General features: G+C 73.1%; 23 protein-coding genes and 1 tRNA gene. 4 read left to right on the forward strand and 20 right to left on the reverse strand.

Going from position 1 to position 20546, the window contains the following annotated elements; genetic code table 11:
* Positions 1-73: 73 nt before the first annotated feature.
* The 16 genes from IQ279_RS16305 to IQ279_RS16380 form a co-directional block, all read right to left on the reverse strand.
* A complete protein-coding gene (locus IQ279_RS16305; RefSeq protein WP_206349268.1) occupies positions 74-499 on the reverse strand; it encodes an NUDIX hydrolase in 426 nt (141 codons plus the stop codon).
* Positions 500-517: 18 nt separating this feature from the next.
* A complete protein-coding gene (locus IQ279_RS16310) occupies positions 518-925 on the reverse strand; it encodes a sulfatase-like hydrolase/transferase (RefSeq protein WP_206349400.1) in 408 nt (135 codons plus the stop codon).
* Between the two features lie 467 nt (positions 926-1392).
* A complete protein-coding gene (locus tag IQ279_RS16315; RefSeq protein ID WP_206349269.1) occupies positions 1393-2490 on the reverse strand; it encodes a methyltransferase domain-containing protein in 1098 nt (365 codons plus the stop codon).
* Entirely contained in the window at positions 2487-3464 is a 978-nt protein-coding gene (gene tgmB / locus IQ279_RS16320) for an ATP-grasp ribosomal peptide maturase (RefSeq protein ID WP_206349270.1), read from the reverse strand. The genes IQ279_RS16315 and tgmB overlap by 4 nt, the downstream gene beginning before the upstream one ends.
* Complete coding sequence (gene tgmA / locus IQ279_RS16325; protein ID WP_206349271.1) at positions 3464-3709, reverse strand: putative ATP-grasp-modified RiPP; 246 nt, start codon at positions 3707-3709, stop codon at positions 3464-3466. Before tgmA ends, tgmB begins: the two co-directional genes overlap by 1 nt.
* A gap of 221 nt (positions 3710-3930) precedes the next feature.
* A complete protein-coding gene (locus IQ279_RS16330; RefSeq protein WP_206349272.1) occupies positions 3931-4347 on the reverse strand; it encodes a roadblock/LC7 domain-containing protein in 417 nt (138 codons plus the stop codon).
* Positions 4348-4445: 98 nt separating this feature from the next.
* Positions 4446-4646, reverse strand: a complete 201-nt coding sequence (locus IQ279_RS16335) for a DUF5999 family protein (protein ID WP_206349273.1) — start codon at positions 4644-4646, stop codon at positions 4446-4448.
* A 6-nt stretch (positions 4647-4652) separates the two neighbouring features.
* Positions 4653-5312: a hypothetical protein gene (locus IQ279_RS16340; RefSeq protein ID WP_206349274.1), complete on the reverse strand. Its 660-nt coding sequence runs from the start codon at positions 5310-5312 to the stop codon at positions 4653-4655.
* The gene (locus IQ279_RS16345) at positions 5309-5764 is read right to left on the reverse strand and encodes a hypothetical protein (RefSeq protein ID WP_206349275.1); all 456 of its coding nucleotides are present in this window, start codon (positions 5762-5764) and stop codon (positions 5309-5311) included. Before IQ279_RS16345 ends, IQ279_RS16340 begins: the two co-directional genes overlap by 4 nt.
* A gap of 137 nt (positions 5765-5901) precedes the next feature.
* Complete coding sequence (locus IQ279_RS16350) at positions 5902-6069, reverse strand: hypothetical protein (protein ID WP_206349276.1); 168 nt, start codon at positions 6067-6069, stop codon at positions 5902-5904.
* On the reverse strand, positions 6059-6487 hold the full coding sequence (locus IQ279_RS16355; RefSeq protein ID WP_206349277.1) for a hypothetical protein: 429 nt from the start codon (positions 6485-6487) through the stop codon (positions 6059-6061). The genes IQ279_RS16350 and IQ279_RS16355 overlap by 11 nt, the downstream gene beginning before the upstream one ends.
* Positions 6484-6822: a DUF6415 family natural product biosynthesis protein gene (locus IQ279_RS16360; protein ID WP_206349278.1), complete on the reverse strand. Its 339-nt coding sequence runs from the start codon at positions 6820-6822 to the stop codon at positions 6484-6486. The genes IQ279_RS16355 and IQ279_RS16360 overlap by 4 nt, the downstream gene beginning before the upstream one ends.
* 121 nt (positions 6823-6943) lie before the next feature.
* Positions 6944-8182: a helix-turn-helix domain-containing protein gene (locus IQ279_RS16365; RefSeq protein ID WP_206349279.1), complete on the reverse strand. Its 1239-nt coding sequence runs from the start codon at positions 8180-8182 to the stop codon at positions 6944-6946.
* Positions 8183-8360: 178 nt separating this feature from the next.
* Positions 8361-9473, reverse strand: coding sequence for a methyltransferase domain-containing protein (locus tag IQ279_RS16370; RefSeq protein ID WP_307792386.1), 1113 nt, complete (start codon positions 9471-9473; stop codon positions 8361-8363).
* A gap of 198 nt (positions 9474-9671) precedes the next feature.
* Positions 9672-9833 carry a hypothetical protein gene (locus IQ279_RS16375; RefSeq protein ID WP_206349280.1) on the reverse strand — a complete coding sequence of 54 codons (162 nt, stop codon included), beginning with the start codon at positions 9831-9833 and terminating at the stop codon, positions 9672-9674.
* A 166-nt stretch (positions 9834-9999) separates the two neighbouring features.
* Positions 10000-10092 (reverse strand) — tRNA-Sec (locus IQ279_RS16380).
* Between the two features lie 147 nt (positions 10093-10239).
* On the opposite strand from IQ279_RS16380, the gene selD reads away from it, so the two are divergent.
* Positions 10240-11295 carry a selenide, water dikinase SelD gene (gene selD, locus IQ279_RS16385; protein WP_206349281.1) on the forward strand — a complete coding sequence of 352 codons (1056 nt, stop codon included), beginning with the start codon at positions 10240-10242 and terminating at the stop codon, positions 11293-11295.
* A 95-nt stretch (positions 11296-11390) separates the two neighbouring features.
* On the opposite strand, the gene IQ279_RS16390 is transcribed toward selD, so the two are convergent.
* On the reverse strand, positions 11391-11624 hold the full coding sequence (locus IQ279_RS16390; RefSeq protein ID WP_206349282.1) for a TA system antitoxin ParD family protein: 234 nt from the start codon (positions 11622-11624) through the stop codon (positions 11391-11393).
* Between the two features lie 28 nt (positions 11625-11652).
* On the opposite strand from IQ279_RS16390, the gene IQ279_RS16395 reads away from it, so the two are divergent.
* On the forward strand, positions 11653-12876 hold the full coding sequence (locus IQ279_RS16395; RefSeq protein WP_206349283.1) for an RNA-guided endonuclease InsQ/TnpB family protein: 1224 nt from the start codon (positions 11653-11655) through the stop codon (positions 12874-12876).
* Positions 12877-12911: 35 nt separating this feature from the next.
* On the opposite strand, the gene fdh is transcribed toward IQ279_RS16395, so the two are convergent.
* From fdh to IQ279_RS16410, 3 genes are all read right to left on the reverse strand, one after another.
* Positions 12912-16196 (reverse strand): formate dehydrogenase, encoded by a 3285-nt coding sequence (gene fdh, locus IQ279_RS16400; protein WP_206349284.1) that lies wholly within the window; start codon positions 16194-16196, stop codon positions 12912-12914.
* A gap of 135 nt (positions 16197-16331) precedes the next feature.
* The gene (nrfD, locus tag IQ279_RS16405) at positions 16332-17468 is read right to left on the reverse strand and encodes an NrfD/PsrC family molybdoenzyme membrane anchor subunit (protein WP_307792387.1); all 1137 of its coding nucleotides are present in this window, start codon (positions 17466-17468) and stop codon (positions 16332-16334) included.
* Positions 17465-18523, reverse strand: coding sequence for a 4Fe-4S dicluster domain-containing protein (locus tag IQ279_RS16410; RefSeq protein ID WP_206349285.1), 1059 nt, complete (start codon positions 18521-18523; stop codon positions 17465-17467). The genes nrfD and IQ279_RS16410 overlap by 4 nt, the downstream gene beginning before the upstream one ends.
* 192 nt (positions 18524-18715) lie before the next feature.
* Between IQ279_RS16410 and IQ279_RS16415 the strand changes: the two genes are divergently transcribed.
* Both IQ279_RS16415 and IQ279_RS16420 read left to right on the forward strand, forming a co-directional pair.
* Entirely contained in the window at positions 18716-19327 is a 612-nt protein-coding gene (locus IQ279_RS16415) for a peptidase (RefSeq protein ID WP_372445158.1), read from the forward strand.
* Positions 19328-19358: 31 nt separating this feature from the next.
* Positions 19359-20432, forward strand: a complete 1074-nt coding sequence (locus IQ279_RS16420) for an EamA family transporter (protein ID WP_206349287.1) — start codon at positions 19359-19361, stop codon at positions 20430-20432.
* Positions 20433-20546: the final 114 nt, after the last annotated feature.

The raw sequence follows: 20546 nt of genomic DNA on the forward strand, positions 1-20546 counted from the left end.
GGCACGGGAACACACCTGTGGCCCGACCTCGTGGTGGTGGGGCTGGCCTGCCGAGTTCGCGGACGGTGGGGGATCAGTTCTGCAACCGGTGAGCCAGGAGGAGGGCGAGGGGGCCTGCGGGGAGCAGGAAGCGGCCCTCACGGGCGGCGTCGAGGGCGTCCTGCATGGGCCACCACGACAGCTTGTAGTCGGCTTCGGCGAGGGTCAGTTCCTGTGGGCCGAGGGCAAGGCCGCGGGCTTCGAACAGATGGACGCGGGCGGTGGAACCGAGTGTCATGGCGTACGCGCCGAGCGGTCTCCACTGGTCGGCGGTGACGCCGGCCTCCTCCCGTAGCTCGCGGCGTGCGCACGTCAGGGCATCCTCTCCTTCCTCGAAGCGGCCACCGGGCAGGAACAGGTACTCGCCGCCGTGGCGGGGGAAGTCGGCGCTCAGCAGGGCGACAAGGCCCTGCTCATCGCGCGCCACGACCACCGAGGCATCACGCATCGCTTCGCTCATGGCGTGTGAGCGTAACGCTCACGGGTGTATCCACGCGGCATATGGCACGGTGAAGACCGCCCGGTGTGCGATGCCGCGGCCGTGGAAGCCGTCGTCCCCGTAGGCGTCGCCGTGGTCTGCGCACAGGATGACCAGCCATCGGCCCTTCTCGGCGAGCCCGTCGAGCAGGCGCCCCAGGTGTGCGTCGGCGTAGGCGAGGGCGGCAGCCTGGGAGGCGGTGGTGTCGTCGCTGGAGCCGATGTAGTGGCCGTGGGGGACGTGCGTGGCGGAGACGTTGACGAACAGGTACAACGGCTGCCGCCCGTGGTAGAACTCGGCCAGTTCGAGGGCCTGATCGACCTGGTGGCGTGTGGAGTCCGGCTCCGGGGAGCAGAACTCGGGGCGCCAGTGGTCCTCGTCGAACAGGTCGGGCAGGACCGAGCCCAGCGGCGTCTCTGAAAGGTGCCCTCATCGCGGACGTGGTGCTGCTCGACTGCACCGTCAACGGGGATGTCGCCGATCCGGCCACCCCGCTATCCCACGCGGCGCTCCTACATTCGTACGTCGAGGGCCGCCGGCCGAGCGAGGAGGAGCCACCGGGCGAGGCGCCGGGTCCGGCTCCCGAACCGGACCCGGGCGCACGGGCGCGGTGAGCGGCGGCGGACCGCCGGCCAGGCGGGCGGCCGGCGGAGGCGGATGGGAATCGAACCCATTTCGATACAGCCCTGTGACCTGCGGTTTCGTCGCAAAGCAGGACCAATCGCGTACCAGCTGATACCAACGCATGCCAGTCGATGCCAGCTGATGCCCTCTGGGGCCCCCTGCGGGGGCCCCGGCTCAGGGCGGGGGGGAACAGACCTGTGGCCCGGCCCCGTGACGGGGGGCCGGGCCACAACGGCTATCTGCTTACGCGGTCAGGACAGGCCGCCAACCGACGGCAGATCCCAGCTCGGGCCCTGCGGGTCGCCCAGCCATACCCACTGGCGGTGAGGGGTGGCGGTGATGCCGAAGGCGTCGCGGGCGGGGGCCGTGTCCGGGAACTGCCGGTGCAGTTCTTCCACGGTCTCCCACAGGCGGCGGGGCCCGGCCTGGCGGACCGTGCCGTCAGCGTGGACGCGGGCGATCGACCCATCAGGGGTCCACAGACCCAGGCTCTCACCCGTGCCGTCGTCTCCGCTGTTCCAGACGCACCACTGGTAGCCGGGCATGGTCACCGACACCAGGAACTCCAGACGGTGGAATGCCTCAATCGGCGTACCGGTGCCGGAAGAGCGGTGCCCGGCGCGCTCCAGACTCGCGAAGTCCGGAACGGGTACGCCCACACGGCGTGCCATGAAGTACGCCCCGCCGGGGAGGAAACCGCCCTCAGCGACGTCACCGTGAACGGCCAGGCGGGCGACGCCCCAGCCGATGGGGACCACGATCACCGCGCCGTCCGCCGCCTGCTCGACCCACGGCCACGGCACGGACGGCAGGCCGCAGGTGGCGATGATCTGGTCGTACGGGGCTCGGTCGGGGACACCGTGCGCGCCGTCGCCGGTGCGGACGGCCGGATGGTGTCCAGCCTCGCCGAGGCGCTGGGCGGCGGCCCCGGTCAGGCCGGGGTCCACGTCCATGGTGGTCACCCGGCTACCGCCGAGCCGGTGGGAGAGGAGGGCGGCGTTGTAACCGGTGCCGGTGCCGACTTCCAGCACCCTGTGCCCGTCGGCCACGTCCAGGGCGTGCAGCATCTCCAGCATCAGGCTCGGCTGGCTGGACGACGATGTAGGGGTGCCGTCGGTGAGCTGGGTGGTCAGTGCCCGGTCGGAGTAGACGGCCTCCCAATAGCGCGGCTGGTCGGGGGTGACGGTCGTCCATCGGCCGTCTTCTGCCTGTTCGTGGAAGGAGGGCACGAACACGTGCCGGGGCACCGTCTCGAACGCGGCCCGCCACGGGTCATCGGGGGCGGCGACCTGGTGCGCGAGGGCAGTGCGGAGATCCCGCGCGGGGTCGGTGGTGGTGGGGGTGGTCATGCGGCGGCTCCTTGCAGGAGGTCGGCGTGGGCCTCGGCGATCGGTAACTCGGTGGCGGCGGCGATGAACTGCCACTGCCCGGCGGGGTTGCACTCGAAGAACACCCATCGGCCGGCCGGGGTGACGGCGAAGTCGAGTGCCCCGTAGTTCAGGTGGTAGTGGTCCATGAACCGGCGTACGGACTCGGCCACCTGCTCGGGGACGGATACGGGTTCGTAGCTCAGCGCCTCGTAGTCGGCACGCCAGTCCACGCGGGCGGCCTCACTGCCGGCATGGATCGCGGCGGGGAACATCCGGTCGCCGACGACGGTCAGCCGCACCTCGTACTGCTTGGGCACCCACTCCTGGAGCAGGTGCGCGGTCGTCTCCAGCGACTCGTCCAGCTCGTTCCGTTCCACGCGGCGGGTGGGCAGCGTCAGCGGCTTCTCACCGGGCCGGTGCAGTGGGGCGGCGGCGATGGGCTTGCACACCAGCGGACCGTCGATCCGGGCGGCCCAACGGCGGGCCTGGCCAAGGCTGTTGGTGATCAGGGTGCGGGGCACTGTGAGCCCGGCGTCGGTGGCGGCGACGAGCTGGGTGGGCTTGTGGGCCGCGGCCCGGTAGGTGTCCGGGTGGTGCATCCACACCACCGGCAGTGAGGACAGGACCTCCACCATGCCCACCAGGGCCTGCGCGCGCGCCCACTCCCGGTATTCCTCGGCCACCTGTGGCGAGATGCGGGGGAGGCCGGGCCGCCGGTAGTAGACGGCCCGGACCTCCTCCAGCCGCGCCGCGCGGGCACCGGTGCTCAACTCCCCGAGCCAGCCGGGCGCATGGCCGTCGTGCCCGGCTGTGAGCGTGACGCACTGGGGGAAGTCGGCAATGTCGAATCTGGTCACCGGCACCTTCCGGTCGTTGAGGGCCTGGACGACGAGATCGGCGCTCGCGTCCAGGTTCTCGGCGACGACCAGGACGTGCCCGCGCGGCGCGGCCATCAGGCGGCTTCGACGTAGTCGGCGGGGAAGGCGTACGGGTCGGACGTCTCGTCCGCCGGTCCGTTGGAGTCGTTGTTGGTCGCGGTGCTGGACGCGGCCACCGGGGTGTCGGCCCACAGGCGGCCGTCACCCATCACGTTGACCTGCCGGTCGGGGTCGTAGGTGAACTCCCTCGGGTCGATGGTGACGGTGTACGGGGGCTGGGGGTTGCGGGCGCCGAACGGCACCATCGCTACAGCGGACATGTGTCTCTCCTTCACTGTCGGTACTTGCTCGAACCGCCCCGGGCAGAGTGTGACCCCCAAGCCCGGGGCGGTCGTCTTTGCCTGGCGCGCGGGTGCGGCCAGATACGGGCGGACGCTCTTGACGAGCATCCCCATCGCGTAGCCGACAACATCCGCGTCGGCTTCGACGAGGACGGCCAAGCACGCGCCGGAACCGGCGGCACAGACGAACAGCAGCGGCCCTATGCGCGGGCGGGGGTGGTGATGTGGTCGCGGAGGCCGCCGGCGAGCTTGGCCATCTCGAAGCCGACCTGGCCGTGGTCGGCCTCCCGGTCGGCGGTGACCAGCAGGCGGCTGCCTTCCACGCCCGCGCACACCAGCAGCGCGACGGCGCCGAGGTCGATCACGGCCACGTTCAGGGACAGCGTCTCGGCCGCGTTGGGCGCCAGGAGCCGTGTGGCGCCGTCGGCCAGCCCGGACAGGCCGGAGGCGAGGGCCGCCAGACGGTCGGCGGTGTCCTTGTCGAGACCGAACTGCGACTTCGCCAAGCCGTCGGAGGACAGCAGAACCGCGCTACGGGTGTGGGGGACGCGCTCCACGAGGTGCTGGAGGGCCCAGTCGAAGCCGTCCAGGGGAAAGGCCGCGGGGGTGGTGAGCATGCTCGGTGTTCTCCTGATGGTGGGAACGGGAGGGCTTGATGCCTGCCCCCGGCTGCGGGCCGCAGGGGATTCGAAACTTCCGCTGCCGGGGGCAGGGGTCATGCGGCGGCCGCGAGAGGGCCGGCCGGGCGGTGCGGGGCGATGACCTGCCCGTCGGGCAGCAGTACGCCGGTGTCCTCGAACAGCAGGGCGCCGTCAGACCGCAGCGACCAGCCCTGCTCGGGATGGTGGGCGGTGAGGTGGGCGGCCTCCCGGCCGGAGGAGGCGGCGGGCGGGCACGGGGGCGTGTGGCGGCACACGGGCGGTCATCCCTTTCGCGTGGGGTCGGTGAGTTCGGCGGGGTCCAGAAGCGTGCAGTCGTGCAGGGCGGCGACGGCCTGGCTCGCCAGCACCCAGCGGAGAGCGGGCAGGTCGTCGTAGCGCACGGTCTCCTCTCCGACCGGGATGAGTTCGCCCCGGGTGAGCCGGTAGACGGTGCCGTGGACGCCGACGATCTGAGGGCTGCGGGCCCGCAGCGCCACCCACGGGGTCCGGGCCAGGTGATGGCACTCCCCAACGGCCCTCGGCACGCACCGCGGGCACAGCGGGGGATGCACCGTCGCAAGGCCCTCGGGCCAGTCCTCCCAGTCGCCGCGGCGGTCCTCGACCACCCACAGCACGCCCCGCCCGTCGCGGTCGGCCGACCCGTTGCAGACGTGGCACCGCAGGCGGCGCATCACGGACCGCTGCCGCTGTGGGTGCGCGGTGCCGTAGACCGGCTTGCCCTGGCCGCGCTTGAGCGCGCGGCCGGCCCACAGCACACCCCACCTGTCGCGGTCCAGGGGGACCTCGTCGGGGAAGGCGATACCGCGCGGGGTCGCGATGACCTCGGGGGTGAGAAGCGCCTCCTGCGACCAGCGGTCGGTGTACGGGGGAGCGCCCGGCTTCGGCAGAGGGCGGGGCGCGGTCTGGTATCCGGCGCTCACCGGGCGGCCTCCGCCACGACGCGGGCCAGAGCGTAGGCGTCCCGCAGAGCGGGCCCATCGGTCAGTGCCCCGGTGGTGGGGCGCACGATCCAGGACCGGCCGCCCAGGTGGCGGGGCTCGGCGTAGTCCGGGTGCGGCAGCGGCACCAGGGTGCGGTCGGGCAGGCGGAAGCTCTCGGGAGCGTCCCAGCCGTCCGCCGAACCGGGCGCGAGGAGGAAGTCCACCCCCAGCGGGGTGGCCAGGACCGGCCCCAGCGGTACGCGGGCCGCGCGCAGCCGCCGCACCGTCGCATGCGCGGTGCCGGTGGGGACGCGCACCACGTCCCAGGCGAGCCCGGCCGGTACCTCGCCCAGCGCCCCCCGCTCCCAGGCGCGCAGCACGTCCGGGACGCGGCCGGTTGGCTCCAGCCACCCCAGTTCCAGGGGGCCGACGATGATGGCTGACAGGTTCACGGCGGGACGCGCCAGAGTCGTGGGCGGGGGCGGGTTCACGGGCGTTGTGCCTTTCGATTCCGGTGGTACAGGGGAGGGCCCCGCGGCGGCGGGCACAGGGTCGGCCCGCCGGCCGCGGGGCGGTTCAAGGAGGGCTGCTACCAGCCGAGGAAGAAAACGACGAGCGGCCACAGCCACCAGACGGCAAGGCCGAGGACCACCAGCACGACGAGGAGGGCGCCGGGGTTGGCCTTCACCGTCAGGTACGCGCGGCCCAGCCGGCCGGGCTGCTTGCTCGTCGTGCTGCCGGGCGCGTCAGCGGGCATGGTCGGCCCTCCCGGTCAGCAGCAGACGCGGCCGGTAACGGCGGCCGCACGGAGGGCGGCCGTTGACCTCCGCCAGGTGCAGGAACCGCACCGGGCGGGCCCGCCAGGTGAGTTCCTGGATACCGGGGTAGAGAGTCAGCGCACAGTCCCCGGTCTCACGCAGCCGGGCACACGCCCGCTCCGAGCCGGGCCCGTCCACCCACCAGTCCAGCACGAACTCGGCCTGCCGCGGGCCGAGCACCGAGGCCACCGTGCGCACCCCGGCCCGTATCCACCGGACCGCCGCCCCGGGCCCCGGGGCGGCGTACCCGTCCCGGCGCACAGCCGTCCCCGGCGCGCCCGAGTAGGCGCTGATCACCTCGCACCACACCCCCGGCCGGACCAGCGGGACGGGGCAGAGGGAGGGGGAGGCGGTCAACGGGCCGGCCTCCCCTCGTGGCCGAGGTGCCGCAGCAGCCACCGGCAGTCCAGCGCGAGGAGCCGGGCCCGGTCGGTGGCGGACTGCAAGCCCGGTCCGGGCCCGGCCGCGGCCTGGCCGGCGGCGGTGGCGGCCCGTGCCTGGCCGGCGTGCGGCACAGCGGCCAGTAACCGCCGCAGGTGCCCGCTCAGTTCGGTCACCAGGTCCTCGGCGGCCTCGTGCCGGGGCAGGACCGTGCCGATGGACAAGGCCCGGTCGATCGTCGCCGTGATGGCGATGACGTCGACCGGGGTGTCTGCTGCGGCTGGCGCGGCAACAGGTGGTGCAGTGGGCATGCTCTGCACAGGGAGCCCCCGAACGGTTCCGGTGATCAGTTCGTCACCGAACGTAGGACCCCTGTGGTGGGGGAAGGGGCAGGATTCCTGCCCTGCGTACACCCGTTCAGAAAGCGATCACTCAAGCGGCGAGTACGCCCACCTTCACCGCCAACTCCGAAGCGCGGCGTCGTCGCTCAAGGGACTTCGCTTCGGTCTCCTCCAGAATGATCCGCCGGGCATAGCCGTTGTACCGAACCGTCTCCGGCGCGTTCTCGTGGGCTTTCTCCAACGTGATCAGGGCGGTGTCGAGTTGCCCGTCGAGCTGGTAGCCGCGGGCCTCCTCAATGCGGTGCCGGGCCCTGCGCGGGCGAGATGGGATGCAGCGGACATCAGCTCGGGCGGCCTGCCTCACGCTCTCACCGCCGGAGTGAAGTTCGACGGCGAGAGTGACCGCGTGCGCGCCCATGATGGCGCGGGAGAAAGACGTCACGGGGTGGTAGTAGTCGGCAGGCAGGCGCTGGGTGATGCGCTCGGCCTTGTCCCACCAGCCCCACGCGGCGCCGGTGTCGCCACGACAGGCGGCGGTGTATCCGGCGGCGACCTGCAAGGCGCCAGCGATCGCGCGAACATCATCGTCTGCGTCAGGCAACTGCGGTTCGAGGTAGCGCAGGCACTCCATCGTTACAGCGTCGGCTCCGTCGTAGTGGCCGGCGTCGCGGTGGGCTTCTGCGGTGAGCCAGGTCGCCATGCCCAACGCGTGCGGGTCCTCCGACTCCTGAGCGGCGACCATGCCCCGCTCGGCGACGCGCCACAGCAGGGCCCCGTCAGGCTGGTAGGCCAGGAAGAACTGAGAGAGGGAGTAGACCTCGGCGAGGATGGCCTGAGCGTCACGCCGCTCGGGCCCGGTATCGGCCTGCCGTACGGCGAGCTGGGCGTCGCGGATCAGCCCGGGCAGCAGGGAGCCGATGACCTCGCGGTGGTTGGGAGCGGAGTGCCGGGCGGCCCAGGCGCGGGCAAGCCGTGCACGCAGGTGCGCGGTGTCAGGGGCCGGGCGGTCGGAGGTGACGAAGGGGAACGCGTCGACGGCGGCGCGGACCTCGGGCAGGCGAGCGTGGCCGGGGCCGACGAACAAGGCGGTAGGCATGGACTGGTCCCCAGTCAGGTCGGAAAGGTCACGAACTCGCAGCACCTCAGCGATCCGCAGGATCATCGACAGCGACGGGGTGTGGATCTCCCCGCGCTCGACCTGCTTGAGCCAGCTCGGGGAGCGGCCCAGGAGGCCAGCCAAGACGGGCCGGCTCATACCGCGGCGGGTTCGCAGAATTCGGAGACGTTCCCCGAACGCGATGGGTTCCGGGGTAGCATCAGTGATGGACATGGCTCTGCCCTCTTCTCTGTGTAGCTCGTCACTCACAGAGTATGGGGCGGAGCCGTTTTCGTGTGGGGGGTTGAGCGTGAACTGTGGCTAGTGCGCCCGGTGGGGAACGCTCCAAGTTCTCACAGGGGTGCAGCACTTGGCCCTCACCCGGAGGCGGGGCCTTGGGCGTTGCTGCGGCTCAGCCGATGACGTTTCCGGGGTCGTGGAGCCATATCTGCTGACCGTCGGGGGTGACGGTCAGCCCGAACGCCTCCAGCGGCGGGGAGTCGGCGGCGGCGTACTCCTCCCAGACCGCGCGCACACGGTCCCACAGGTCGGTGGGGCCGTACCGCCACACCTCTGCCTGCCCGCCGCGAGTGGGGGCGGCGGTGGCGGCGGAACCGTCGCGGCCGGTCAGCCACACCCGCACGCCGCTCTCCTCGGGGGCGTAGGTCATGGTGACATCCGGCAGACGCACGTACGCGTACACGCAGAAGCCCAGGCCGGTGAGGTGGATGGGGTCCAGGCCGGTGGTCGAGGACCGTCCGGTGGACGAGTCCACCGCGGCGGCCGGGATCCGGTCGGTGCGGGCCGGCATGAACAGCGCACGGCTGGCGAACCGGCCGTGCGCCGTCCGGCCGTCCTGGACGTCGAGGACGGCCAGGGCACCGGACCAGATGTCGCGGTGCAGCGGGGCCACGATGCGCCCTCCCGGCCGGGTCTGGGCCACCCAGGCGTGCGGTACCCGCGTGACGGAGTACGTGGCGATGACCCGGTCATAGAGGGCGCCGGGCGCCCACCCGGCCGCCGCGTCGGCGCACACTGCCCGGGGGGCCCGCCCGGCCCTGGCCAGCACCGAGCCTGCCCGGCCCGCGAGCTCCGCGTCGACCTCGACGGTGACGACCTGGTCGTCACCGAGCCGGTACGCCAGCAGAGCGGCGTTCCAGCCGGTGCCGGTGCCGGCCTCCAGCACCCGCTGCCCACCGGATACGTCCAGGGCGTTGAGCATGCGGGCGACCAGCGACGGCTTCGAGCTGGACGAGGTCGCGACACCGGGCCCGCCGGTGGCGCCGTCGTCGAGCTGGGTGACGACCGGCTCGTCCGCGTACGCCAGCTCCCACCACGCCGCAGGGTCCTCGGCGCGGTCGATGAGGAGGTGGCCGGACCGGGTGTGCCGCCACACCCGGTCCGGGAGGAAGAGGTGTCGTGGTACCGCCTCGAACGCGGGCCGCCACGCGGAGGTGAGGGCGCCGGATCCCTCCAGCTCATCGAGCAGCCGGGCCAGTTGCCCGGCCGTGTCTGTGGTCAGCACGTTTGAGGCTGAGGTGCGGGAGACGGACCGTCGCCGTCCGGGGACGGCGTCTGAGGAGGCCACGGCCGGATCGGTGCCGGCTCGCCCTTATGTTTCGCGTCGGTCATCGGAGTTCTCCCCTCGCCGGGACACTACCGAAAGCACCGTAGTGCTCACGGAAGGTGCCGGGAGGGGGTTTCGGTGGACTCCCCGCACGAGTTACGGCCCCATCACCGTCCGCCCGCTGAGCCGGAAGACCCGCGCGAGTGCCCGGTCGACCAGCCCGCCGGTGAACAGGCGGCGGGTGTCGCGCATCCCCCGGTACTCGATCGAGGTGACGATCAGGTCCGGGTCGGCGGCGGCCGCCGCGCGCAGTTCCACGACCGTGCCGCGGGGGATCGCCTACACCGGGACCGGTACGGTCGCCCCCGCCTCACCGCTGGGGCCGGTGTCCGCGCACGCCGCGAGGAACGCCGGTGTCGGCCCGGTCGGCGCCCCGGGCCCGCCGGTGCTGCGGCGGCGGACCGCCGGCCCGGTGAGCGGCCGGCGGAGGCGGATGGGAATCGAACCCACCTGTCCGAGATCCTCGGACACCTCGGTTTTGAAGACCGGGAGGGCCACCAGGCACCCTTACGCCTCCATGCCGCCGGGGCACTCGTTCCCGGACGTGGATCATCCAAACGCCGCGCCTCGGTGGGAGTCAATCTCCTCCGTCGGCGTTTCGGCCGGTGGCGGCGGGGCAGTCAGTGCCGCGACGCCCGGCACGGGCCGGTGAGAGGGGATCGCGATGTACACCCGGAACGAGACGGACGGCCACCAGGACGGCGGTGCGGTCGAGGAGCCCGTACGGCTGACGCGGTACGCGCACGGCGGCGGCTGCGCCTGCAAGATCCCGCCCGGCGAACTGGAGGAGGCCGTCGCCGGACTGACCGGGGTCTTGCCCGCCGCCGAGCCCGCCGGCGAGCTGCTGGTCGGGCTGGACACTGGCGACGACGCGGCCGCCGTACGCCTGCCCGGGCCGGAAGGCGGTCCCGCCGTCGTCGCCACCGCCGACTTCTTCACCCCCGTGGTGGACGACCCCTACCACTGGGGGCGCATCGCCGCCGCCAACGCGCTGTCGGACGTGTACGCCATGGGCGGCCGCCCCCTGGTGGCGGTGAACCTGCTGGGCTGGCCGCGTGGGAAGCTGCCGTTCGAGCTGGCGCGGGAGGTGCTCAGAGGCGGGCTGGAGGTCGCCGGGCAGGCGGGCTGCCACGTCGGCGGCGGCCACAGCGTCGACGACGTCGAGCCCAAGTACGGCATGGCCGTCACCGGGATCGCCGACCCGGACGCGCTGCTGCGCAACGACGCCGGACGGCCGGGGGTGCCGCTGTCGCTGACCAAGCCGCTGGGCCTGGGTGTGCTCAACAACCGGCACAAGGCCACCGGCGAGTTCTTCGGGCACGCGGTGGAGACCATGGCGGCCCTCAACCGGGAGGCGGCGCAGGCGGCCCTGGCGGCCGGCGTGCGGTGCGCCACGGACGTCACCGGCTTCGGGCTGCTGGGCCACCTGTACAAGATGGCGCGCGCCTCGGGGGTGAGCGCCGTGGTGGACTCATCGGCCGTTCCCTACCTGGACGGCGCGCGGGAGGCGGTGCGCGACGGCTACGTCAGCGGCGGCACCCGCCGCAACCTCGACTGGGTCGCCCCGCACACCGACTTCGGCTCCGCGGACGAGCACACCCGGCTGCTGCTGGCCGACGCTCAGACCTCCGGCGGCCTGCTGGTGGCGGGGGAGATCCCCGGCGCGCCCGTGATCGGCGAACTGGTCCCGGCGGGGGAGCACGCCCTGGTGATCCGCTGACGGGGACCCGCCGGGGGCGCGGGCGGCACATGCTCCCCGTGCCGCCCGCGGCCGCGACGGGCCGTCACCTGAGCCACTGGAGGGTGCCCCGGCGTTCACATCGGGGTGGGGGTGTCTCCCACTTGCGGGGGAGAATCCGGCTTCCCGCATAGCGGGGCTGGGGTGGCTGGACCGCCGCCAGGGTGATCCGGCGTCTCGGGAGCGACGGCGGTGAGGCCGACCTCGATCAGGTGCAGGATCTCGGAGTTGACGGACCGCCGGTCCGCAGCCGCCTGGGCGCGTACGCGGGCGTGGAGGTCGTCGGGGAAGCGGACGTTGAAGTTGACCATGCAGCCATCGTATAGCTATTGTGAAGCTATGGCGACACGACGGACTGCGGAGGACGCCGGGCGCGCCCGGTACACCTATCGGCTGCGCGTGTCGTCCACCGCCCGCACGGGCCTGCTCGCCGAGTGGGCACGCTGCCGCTGGATCTGGAACGAGTGCGTCGCCAAGTCCCGGCAGACTCACGCCCACAACCGCGCGCATCCGGGCGACAAGCTGACGTGCGGCCCGGCGCAGCTCGATAAGATGCTGACCGAGGCCCGCGCCAAGCTGCCGTGGCTGCGTGAGGGCGCCTCGGTGCCGCAGCAGCAGACCATCCGCGACTTCGCCACCTCCCGCGCCAAGGCCGTCAAGGACATCAAGGCGAAACTGCCGGTGAGGCGGCGCGCGGGGATGCCCCGCATCAGGCGCAAGCGCGAGGCGCTGCCCACGCTGAACTACACCCGGCGCGGATTCCGGCTCAGGGACGGCCGCCTGCACCTCGCGGGCGGCATCGCCCTGACGGTCGTGTGGTCTCGTGACCTGCCGTCCGACCCCACCAGCGTGCGCGTCTACCAGGACAGCCTTGGGCACTGGTACGCGTCGTTCGTCGTCCTGGCCCGGGTCGAACCGCTGCCGGAGACCGGGTGTGTGATCGGTGTGGACTGGGGCGTGAAGGAGACCGCCACCACCACGAGCGACGCGCACGATCTGCCGCACGCCCAGCACGGGCGGAAGGCCCAGGCCGCGCTGGCGCGGTACGACCGGATGATGGCCCGCCGCAAGCCGAGGAAGGGCCAGGCCACCTCCAAGGGTTACCAGACTGCGAAGAAGCTGCGCGCGAAGGCGCACCAGAAGGTCGCGCGGCAGCGGGCCGACAGTGCCCGCAAGTGGGCCAAGCGCGTCGTGACCGACCACGACGCGATCGCCGTCGAGGACTTCCGCCCGCGCTTCCTTGCCAGGACCACCATGGCCCGTAAAGCCGCTGACGCGGCGATCGGCGCCACCAAGGCGGCTCTGATCGAGATGGGCCGCAAGCACGGACGCGACGTCCGCCTCGTGCACCCCGCGCACACCACCATGGACTGCGCATCGTGCGGAGCGAGAACCAAGCACGCACTCCCTCTCTCCGAACGAACCTACGTCTGCACCACGTGCGGAGCCGCCTCGCCTCGGGACAAGAACTCCGCCCGTGTGATGCTCATCCGGGCTGGTCTCAACCCGGCTGGCGCTGATGGCGGAAGACCTCCGGGAGCGCTGCTCCCGGAGGCAGCCTGAGCCAGGAATCTCCTCCCCTCAGGGAGGAGAGGATGTCAAATGTCCCGGCCCGTCTCCTCGGTGATACCCGACCGCACCTGGTACTCGCGCACCAGGTCCAGCAGCTTCGGCCCGCGCGGCCGCCGCCCCGGCCGGATGTCGCACGCCAGCGCCTTGGTCTCCTGGATGTGCACGTTCGGATCCAGCGCCACGTGGAACAGTTCGTTCGCCGAGTCCCCGCGCGAGTAGCCGTTGGAGCCCCAGTGGTAGGGGAGTCCGACCTGCTGCAGGGTGCGGCCCTGCACGGTGAGAGGCGACATCCGGTCGGTCACCATGACCCGGGCCTCGATCGCGGAGCGGGCGCTGACCACCGTGGCCCAGCCCATGTGCTCCAGCCCCCGCTCGGCCGCCAGTTCCGGCGAGACCTCGCAGAAGAACTCCGGCTGGAGCTCGGCCAGGTACGGCTGCCACCGCGACATGCCGCCCGCGGTGTGGTGCTCGGTGAGACGGTAGGTGGTCGCCACGTACGGGAACACCTCCGAGCCCGGTTCCGCGCCGGCGGGCTGGTACCGGTTGACCGGATGCGGCTTCCCCAGCACCCGGACGGGATTGCGCTGCTGGCGGTAGAGCGGGTTGGTGAACGGCGTCTCCTGCGGTTCGTAGTGCGCCGGCAGCGGCCCGTCCAGCAGGCCGGTGGGCACGTACAGCCAGGCCTTGCCGTCGGCCTGCATGATGAAGGCGTCGGTGCCCGACAGGGCGTCGGGCCCCTCGGCGTCCTCGGCCGGTACGTGGTCCGGGCGCCGCTCCTCGGGGAAGTCCGGGACGTCGTGCCCGGTCCACCGCCCCTTCTCCTCGTCCCACCACACCAGCGCCTTGCGCTCGCTCCACGGCCTGCCCTCGGGATCCGCCGACGCCCGGTTGTACAGGATCCGGCGGTTGGCGGGCCAGGCCCAGCCCCACTCGGGAGCCACCCAGTTCTGCCGCTCTCCCGGTTTGCGGCGCGCAGCCTGGTTGACGCCGTCGGCGTAGACGCCGCAGTAGATCCAGCAGCCGCACGCCGTCGAGCCGTCGCCCTTGAGCTGGGTGTAGGAGGACAGCGGCCTGCCCTCGGAGTCGGAACCGTTGATCTCGGCGAGGACGGCCTCGGCGTCCGGCTCGGCGCTGTCGCCGTGGACCGGGTAGTCCCAGGTCAGGTCCAGGACCGGGCGGTCCCTGTCGTCGGTGGAACCGGCCAGCTTCTCCCGGATGATCCGCCCGAGGTGGTACATGAACCACAGGTCGCTGCGCGCGTCCCCGGACGGTTCCACCGCCTTGTGGCGCCACTGGAGCATGCGCTGGGTGTTGGTGAAGCTGCCGTCCTTCTCGGTGTGCGTGGCCGCGGGGAGGAAGAACACCTCGGTGCGGATGTCCTCGGTGCGCAGCTCGCCCGACTCGATCTCGGGGCCGTCCTTCCACCAGGTGGCGCTCTCGATCAGGGAGAGGTCACGCACCACCAGCCAGTCCAGGTTCGCCATGCCCAGGCGCTGCATCCGGCCGTTGGCGGAGCCGACGGACGGGTTCTCGCCCATCAGGAAGTAGCCCGTGCAGACCCCGTCCAGCTGGTTCTGCACGGTGGTGTAGGTGTCGTGCGAACCGGTCAGGCGCGGCAGGTAGTCGAAGCAGAAGTCGTTCTCCTCCGTCGCGGCCGGCCCCCAGTACGCCTTGAGCAGGCTCACCAGGTAGTCGCGCATGTTGCCCCAGTAGCCCCGCTTGCCCGCCCCGGCGTCGACGAACGTGTCCAGATCCGTGCCGGTGTGGGCGTGCGGCATGGGGATGTAGCCGGGCAGCAGGTTGAACAGCGTCGGGATGTCGGTCGACCCCTGGATCGAGGCGTGCCCGCGCAGGGCGAGGATTCCGCCACCCGGGCGCCCGATGTTGCCCAGCAGGGTCTGGAGGATCGCCGCGGTCCGGATGTACTGCACCCCGACCGTGTGATGGGTCCAGCCGACGGCGTAGGCGATCGCCGTGGTGCGGTCCCGGCCGGAGTTCCCGGTGATCAGCTCGCAGACCTGGAGGAACGTGTCGCGCGGTACGCCGCAGACCTCCTCGACCAGCTCCGGCGTGTACCGGGCGAAGTGCCGTTTGAGCACCTGGAAGACGCAGCGCGGATCGCTGAGCGTCTCGTCCCGACGGGGCTTGCCTTCGCCCAGGTCGGCGCCGCCGGAGCCGTGGGACTCGCCGCGGGCCTCCTCGGAGAGTTCGTCGACGCTCTCGTCGGAGGACGCCTCGCGCTTCTCGCCGGTCCGCGGGTAGTTCTGCTCCCGGTGCCCCGAGGCGGCCTGCGCCCGCATCCCCTCGTACTGCCAGGAGCTCGCGTCATACGTGCGGTGCTCCGCGTCCAGTCCGGAGAAGACGCCGTCGAGGTCCTCGGTGTCGCGGAAGTCCTCGCGCAGGATCACCGGTGCGTTGGTGTACGCCAGCAGATAGTCGCGGAAGTACTTCTCCTCACTCAGGACGTGGTTGACGATCGCGCCGAGGAACGCGATGTCACTGCCCGCGCGCAGTGGCACGTGGACGTCGGCCAGCGCGCTGGTGCGGGTGAACCGCGGATCGACGTGGATCACCTTCGCGCCCCGGGCCTTGGCCTCCATCACCCACTGGAATCCGACCGGGTGGCACTCGGCCATGTTCGAGCCCTGGATGACGATGCAGTCCGAGTTCTGCAGGTCCTGCTGGAAGGTGGTCGCGCCGCCGCGGCCGAACGAGGTCCCCAGACTGGGGACCGTGGAGGAGTGTCAAATACGTGCCTGGTTCTCGATCTGTACGGCGCCCAGCGCCGTGAACAGCTTCTTGATCAGGTAGTTCTCCTCGTTGTCGAGCGTGGCGCCGCCCAGGCTCGCGAAGCCCATGGTGCGCCGCACCCGCTTGCCGTCGTGCTCCTCCTCCCAGCCCGACCGGCGCGACTCGATCACCCGGTCGGCGATCATGTCCATCGCCGTGTCCAGGTCCAGCCGCTCCCATTCGGTGCCGTGCGGCCGCCGGTAGAGCACCTGCTGGACACGGGCCGAGCCGGTGGTCAGCTGGAGGCTGGCCGCGCCCTTGGGACACAGCCGCCCCCGCGAGACCGGGGAGTCGGGATCGCCCTCGATCTGGGTGACCTTTCCGTCCTCGACGTAGACGTTCTGGCCGCAGCCGACCGCGCAGTAGGGGCAGATGGACTTCACCACCCTGTCGGCGGTCTCCACCCGCGGCGTCAGGTTGGCGGTGTGCCCGCTGCTCGCCGCGGCGCCGCGGCCCAGCGGGTCGTCACCGGTGAGCTGCCGGTAGACCGGCCAGGAGTTGATCCAGGTTCGGATGCCCACGACTGCCGTCCTCGCTGAACTCGTGCCACTGGTCTGCGGTGCGACCGCCCGTGCCGCCCCCGTGGGGGGGACGGCACGGGCCACCCTGTCACCGGTTCTCCGGGGTACCCGGGGCCGCGCCCGCCAAACCGGCGTTCACACCGCCGGCCCGTCGTTCCCGCTGCCCGTGCCGTCGCCGCTGCCCGTGCCGCCCGCGCCGTCGCCGGCGTGCTCGCGGCGGCGCTCCCGGGCCCTGGCCCGCAGCCGTTCGCGCTGGGGGAGAACCGTGTACTTCGGGTCCTCGGCGGACGCCACGCCCGCGGTGAAGACGCCGAACCTCAGGGCCGCCGAACCGGCCAGCAGGGCGACGCCCGAGAGCGCCGCGGCCGTCCGGCTGCGCCTTCCGGCCAGCAGCCCGGCGGCCGCACCGGCCGCGGTGAGCACCTTCGAGGCGCGCATCAGGGCTCCGGGCCTGCCGCGCTCCAGCGGCTCGGCGGCCAGCCCCATGCGGCGGGTCATCACCGCCGTGGCCCCCAGTTCGAGCGCGGCCCCGAAGACGGCGGCCCGGCGGGCCGGGCCGGCCTGCTCCACGGGAGCGGCCAGCATGCCCAGCCCGGCCGCCGCCGCCGCCCCCGAGCCGGTGAAGACGAACGGCAGTTCGCGGTAGCCCTCGTGCCAGGACGGCACGGCCGTGTCGGCGATCAGCACGGCCGTGTAGGAGGCGACGGCCGGACCCAGCACCGCCGCGCCGGCGGTGGCCGCCGCACCGGAGCGCCGGAACAGACCGGTCGCGTCGGTGACTGCGGACACCCCGGCGAGCGGGCCGTAGGCGGCCAGGAGCCAGGACCCCATGCTCATGGGCGAGGTGGGCTTGGCGACCCGCAGCATGTTGTAGAAGCGCCCCGGGCGGCCCAGATCGTGGATCAGCGCCACCGTGGAGGCGGAGATGGCCCCCAGCGCCCCGATCTTCGCCGACCGGGCCAGGACGCGGCGCCCGGTGGCATGCGCCCCGGCGGCCAGCAGCGATGAGCCCCCGGCCAGGCCCCCCAGGAAGAGGTAGCCCGCGATGTCGAGGGCCTTCCAGGTGGGCCGGTTGAGGATCGGCATGCCGTAGTACGAGGTGAACTCGGCCTCGGGGACGACCGGCTGCTCCCCGCGCCGGCGCCTGCGGCGGTGCCTGCCGCCGCCCTGGCCGGTCGCCGCCGTCCGGCCGGGGTGCTCGCCGTCCGTCTCCGCTCCGCCGGGGCCGCCGGGGGTGACCGGGCCCGGCACGTTCGGCTCGGGGGTGCTCACCGGCGCCTCCCCGCGAAGCAGGCGGCCACCCCGGCGGCCATCGCCGCCGCCGCGACCGCCGCGTGGCGCCACATCGACGGCAGGTCACGCGTGGTCACCACCGGGTCGGGCGGCATGCCGTAGGCCTCCGGTTCGTCCAGCAGCAGGAAGAAGGCGCCGTCACCGCCGACGCCGTCCTCGGGGTCCTCGCCGTACAGCCGGGCGTCGGGCACGCCCGCGGCGTGCAGTTGCGCGACCCGGGCGGCGGCCCGCTCCCGAAGCTCGTCCAGGGGGCCGAACTGGATGGAGTCGGTGGGGCACGCCTTGGCGCAGGCCGGTTCCATCCCCGCGCCCAGCCGGTCGTAGCACAGGGTGCACTTCCAGGCGCGGCCGTCGTCCTCGCGCTGGTCGATCACCCCGTAGGGGCAGGCCGGGACGCAGTAGCCGCAGCCGTTGCAGATGTCCTCCTGGACGACGACGGTGCCGAACTCGGTGCGGAACAGCGAGCCCGTGGGGCACACGTCCAGACAGGCCGCGTGGGTGCAGTGCTTGCACACGTCCGAGGCCATCAGCCAGCGCAGTTCGGTGCGCCCGTCGGGTGCGATCGGGGAGATCTCGCCGGTGGGGGTGCCCGGACCGTCCCCTGCCGGGGCGCCCGGCTCAGGGGTTGTGGCGCCCAGGCGCTCCGCGGCGGCGAAGACGTCGAAGTCGCCCATGCCCTCCGCGCCGCCGGCACCGGCCGCGGGGCCGTGCACCACACCCGGCTCCTGGCTCCCCAGGGGCTTGCGCTGCTCGATGAAGGCCACATGCCGCCAGGTGGAGGCGCTCAGTCCCTGGGAGTTGTCGTAGGACATGCCGGTCAGCTCCAGGCCGTCCTCGGGCACGGCGTTCCACTCCTTGCACGCCACCTCGCAGGCTTTGCAGCCGATGCAGACCGAGGTGTCGGTGAAGAAGCCCACGCGCTGCGGGTGGTCGCGGTGGCCCGCGGCACCCGCCACGTCCGGCTGTGCGCCGTGGAGCAGTCCCCCCGAAGTGGACGGCCCGGTGTCCCCGGCCTGTGCGGCGGTGTCGGTCATGGGGCCCCTGTCTCCTTCCAGTTGCACCTGTCGGCGGCTGTGCCGTCCACGAGTCCCCGGGAGGAGGCCGGACGAAACGGGGCCGTCCGTTCCTCCGTCCGGGGAAGGAGGCGGCGGACCGCGCGCCCCGACCCTGGGGGGACGCGCGAATGGGCCGCGGCGCGGATGCCCGGGCGCCGGCGGGGTGATGGGGTGGGGAACGTGCACAGTCATACGTTCCGCCCGGGCATCGCCGGGCGGAGGCCGAAGGTCTGCGCCGCGCTCGGCCCGGGGCCGGCGGCGGCGCTGTCGAGCGCGCGCCGCCGCGCCGTGCGGGACGGGGACCGGCAGGCCGACACCGCCCATCTGCTGCACGGCCTGGTCGAGTCGGACCCGGCCGTACGCGCGGCTCTCGGCGGTACGGCGCGCCTGACGCGGATCCTCGGCTATCTGGCGCAGCGCAGCATCGGCTACGGGCTGCGCTGGCGGCGAACCGTCGAAGGCGCGGCGGGCGCGGCGGTTACGGCCCAGGAGGCGCAGGCAGCCGCCCCGGCCGGAGTCCCCGGCTGGTCCCCCGCCGCCGCGGCGGCCCTGGAGGACGCCCTCCGGCGGGCACGGACGCGGGGCGGAGCGCGGGTGGAGGGCACGGATCTGCTGGACGCCCTGCTCGCCGATCCGTACTGCCGGGCGGTGGAGGTGCTGCGCCGCGCGGGCGCCGTCCCTGCCGAGGCCCCGCTCGCGGCCTCCGTCCCCGCCGCCGCGCGGACGGAGGCGCGGGGCGCCGGGGCCCACCCCCCGCGGCTGCGTCAGGGACACAGCCGCTGACACTCCTGTCGGGTGCTGCCATGATGGACCGGTGCACGCCCCGACACCCCCGCCCGCCCCTTCGAGGGCGAGGACCGGCCTCACCCTCGCCCTCGTCTCCGCCGTCGCCTTCGGCGGCTCCGGTCCGGCGGCGAAGCCGCTGATCGACGCCGGGCTCGACCCACTGCACGTCACCTGGCTCAGGGTCGCGGGCGCCGCCGTCGTGCTACTGCCGCTGGCCTGGCGCCACCGCGGCCTGCCGCGGCGGCGTCCGGCACTGCTGGCCGGGTTCGGGCTCCTGGCCGTCGCGGGCGTGCAGGCGTGCTACTTCGCGGCGATCTCCCGCATCCCGGTCGGGGTCGCCCTGCTGGTGGAGTACCTCGCGCCCGCGCTGGTGCTGGGCTGGGTGCGCTTCGTCCAGCGCCGCCCGGTGAGCCGGGCGGCGGGGGCCGGGGTGGTGCTCGCGGTCGGCGGCCTGGCGTGCGTGGTGGAGATCTGGGCCGGACTCGGCTTCGACGCCTGGGGGCTGCTGCTGGCGCTGGGCGCCGCCTGCTGCCAGGTCGGCTACTTCGTCCTGTCCGACCACGGGACCGGCGGACCCGGCAAGGACCCCGGCAGGGACGGGGTCCCCGATCCGCTGGGCGTCATCGCCTACGGGCTGCTCATCGGCGCGCTGGTGCTCACCGCCGTCGCCCGGCCCTGGGAGATGGAATGGTCGGTGCTGGGCGGCCGGGCCGAACTGGCGGGCCTCCCGGCGTCCGGCGCCCAGGTGCCCGCGGCCGTACTGCTGGGCTGGATCGTGCTGGTGGCGACCGTGGCCGCCTATCTGACCGGGGTGATAGCGGTGCGCAGGCTCTCGCCGCAGGTGGCGGGGGTGGTGGCCTGCCTGGAGGCGGTGGTGGCCGCCGTGCTGGCCTGGGTGCTGCTGGAGGAGCGGTTGTCGGCGGTCCAGCTGTTCGGCGGTGCGGTGGTGCTGGCGGGCGCGTTCATCGCGCAGCGCGCCACGCCCGCGGGTCCCCCCGCGCCGCCCGCCGGGCCGGTGGTCGCAAAGGGCGGCGCGGGCGGGGCCGCAGGCGGGGGAGGGCCGGCGGAGCAGCGGTTGTCGCAGGACGTGCCCGCACCGTAGGGTACGGGCATGCATTTGACCGTGCTTCCCCCTCCCGCCGCCTAGGGCGGGCTGCCGAGGAGAACCGCGCCGGGGCGTCAGCGCCGCCGCGCAGGTCACTGCCGCCCGCGTACG

The sequence above is a fragment of the Streptomyces verrucosisporus genome, from assembly GCF_017114865.1.
Classification (GTDB): domain Bacteria; phylum Actinomycetota; class Actinomycetes; order Streptomycetales; family Streptomycetaceae; genus Streptomyces; species Streptomyces fenghuangensis.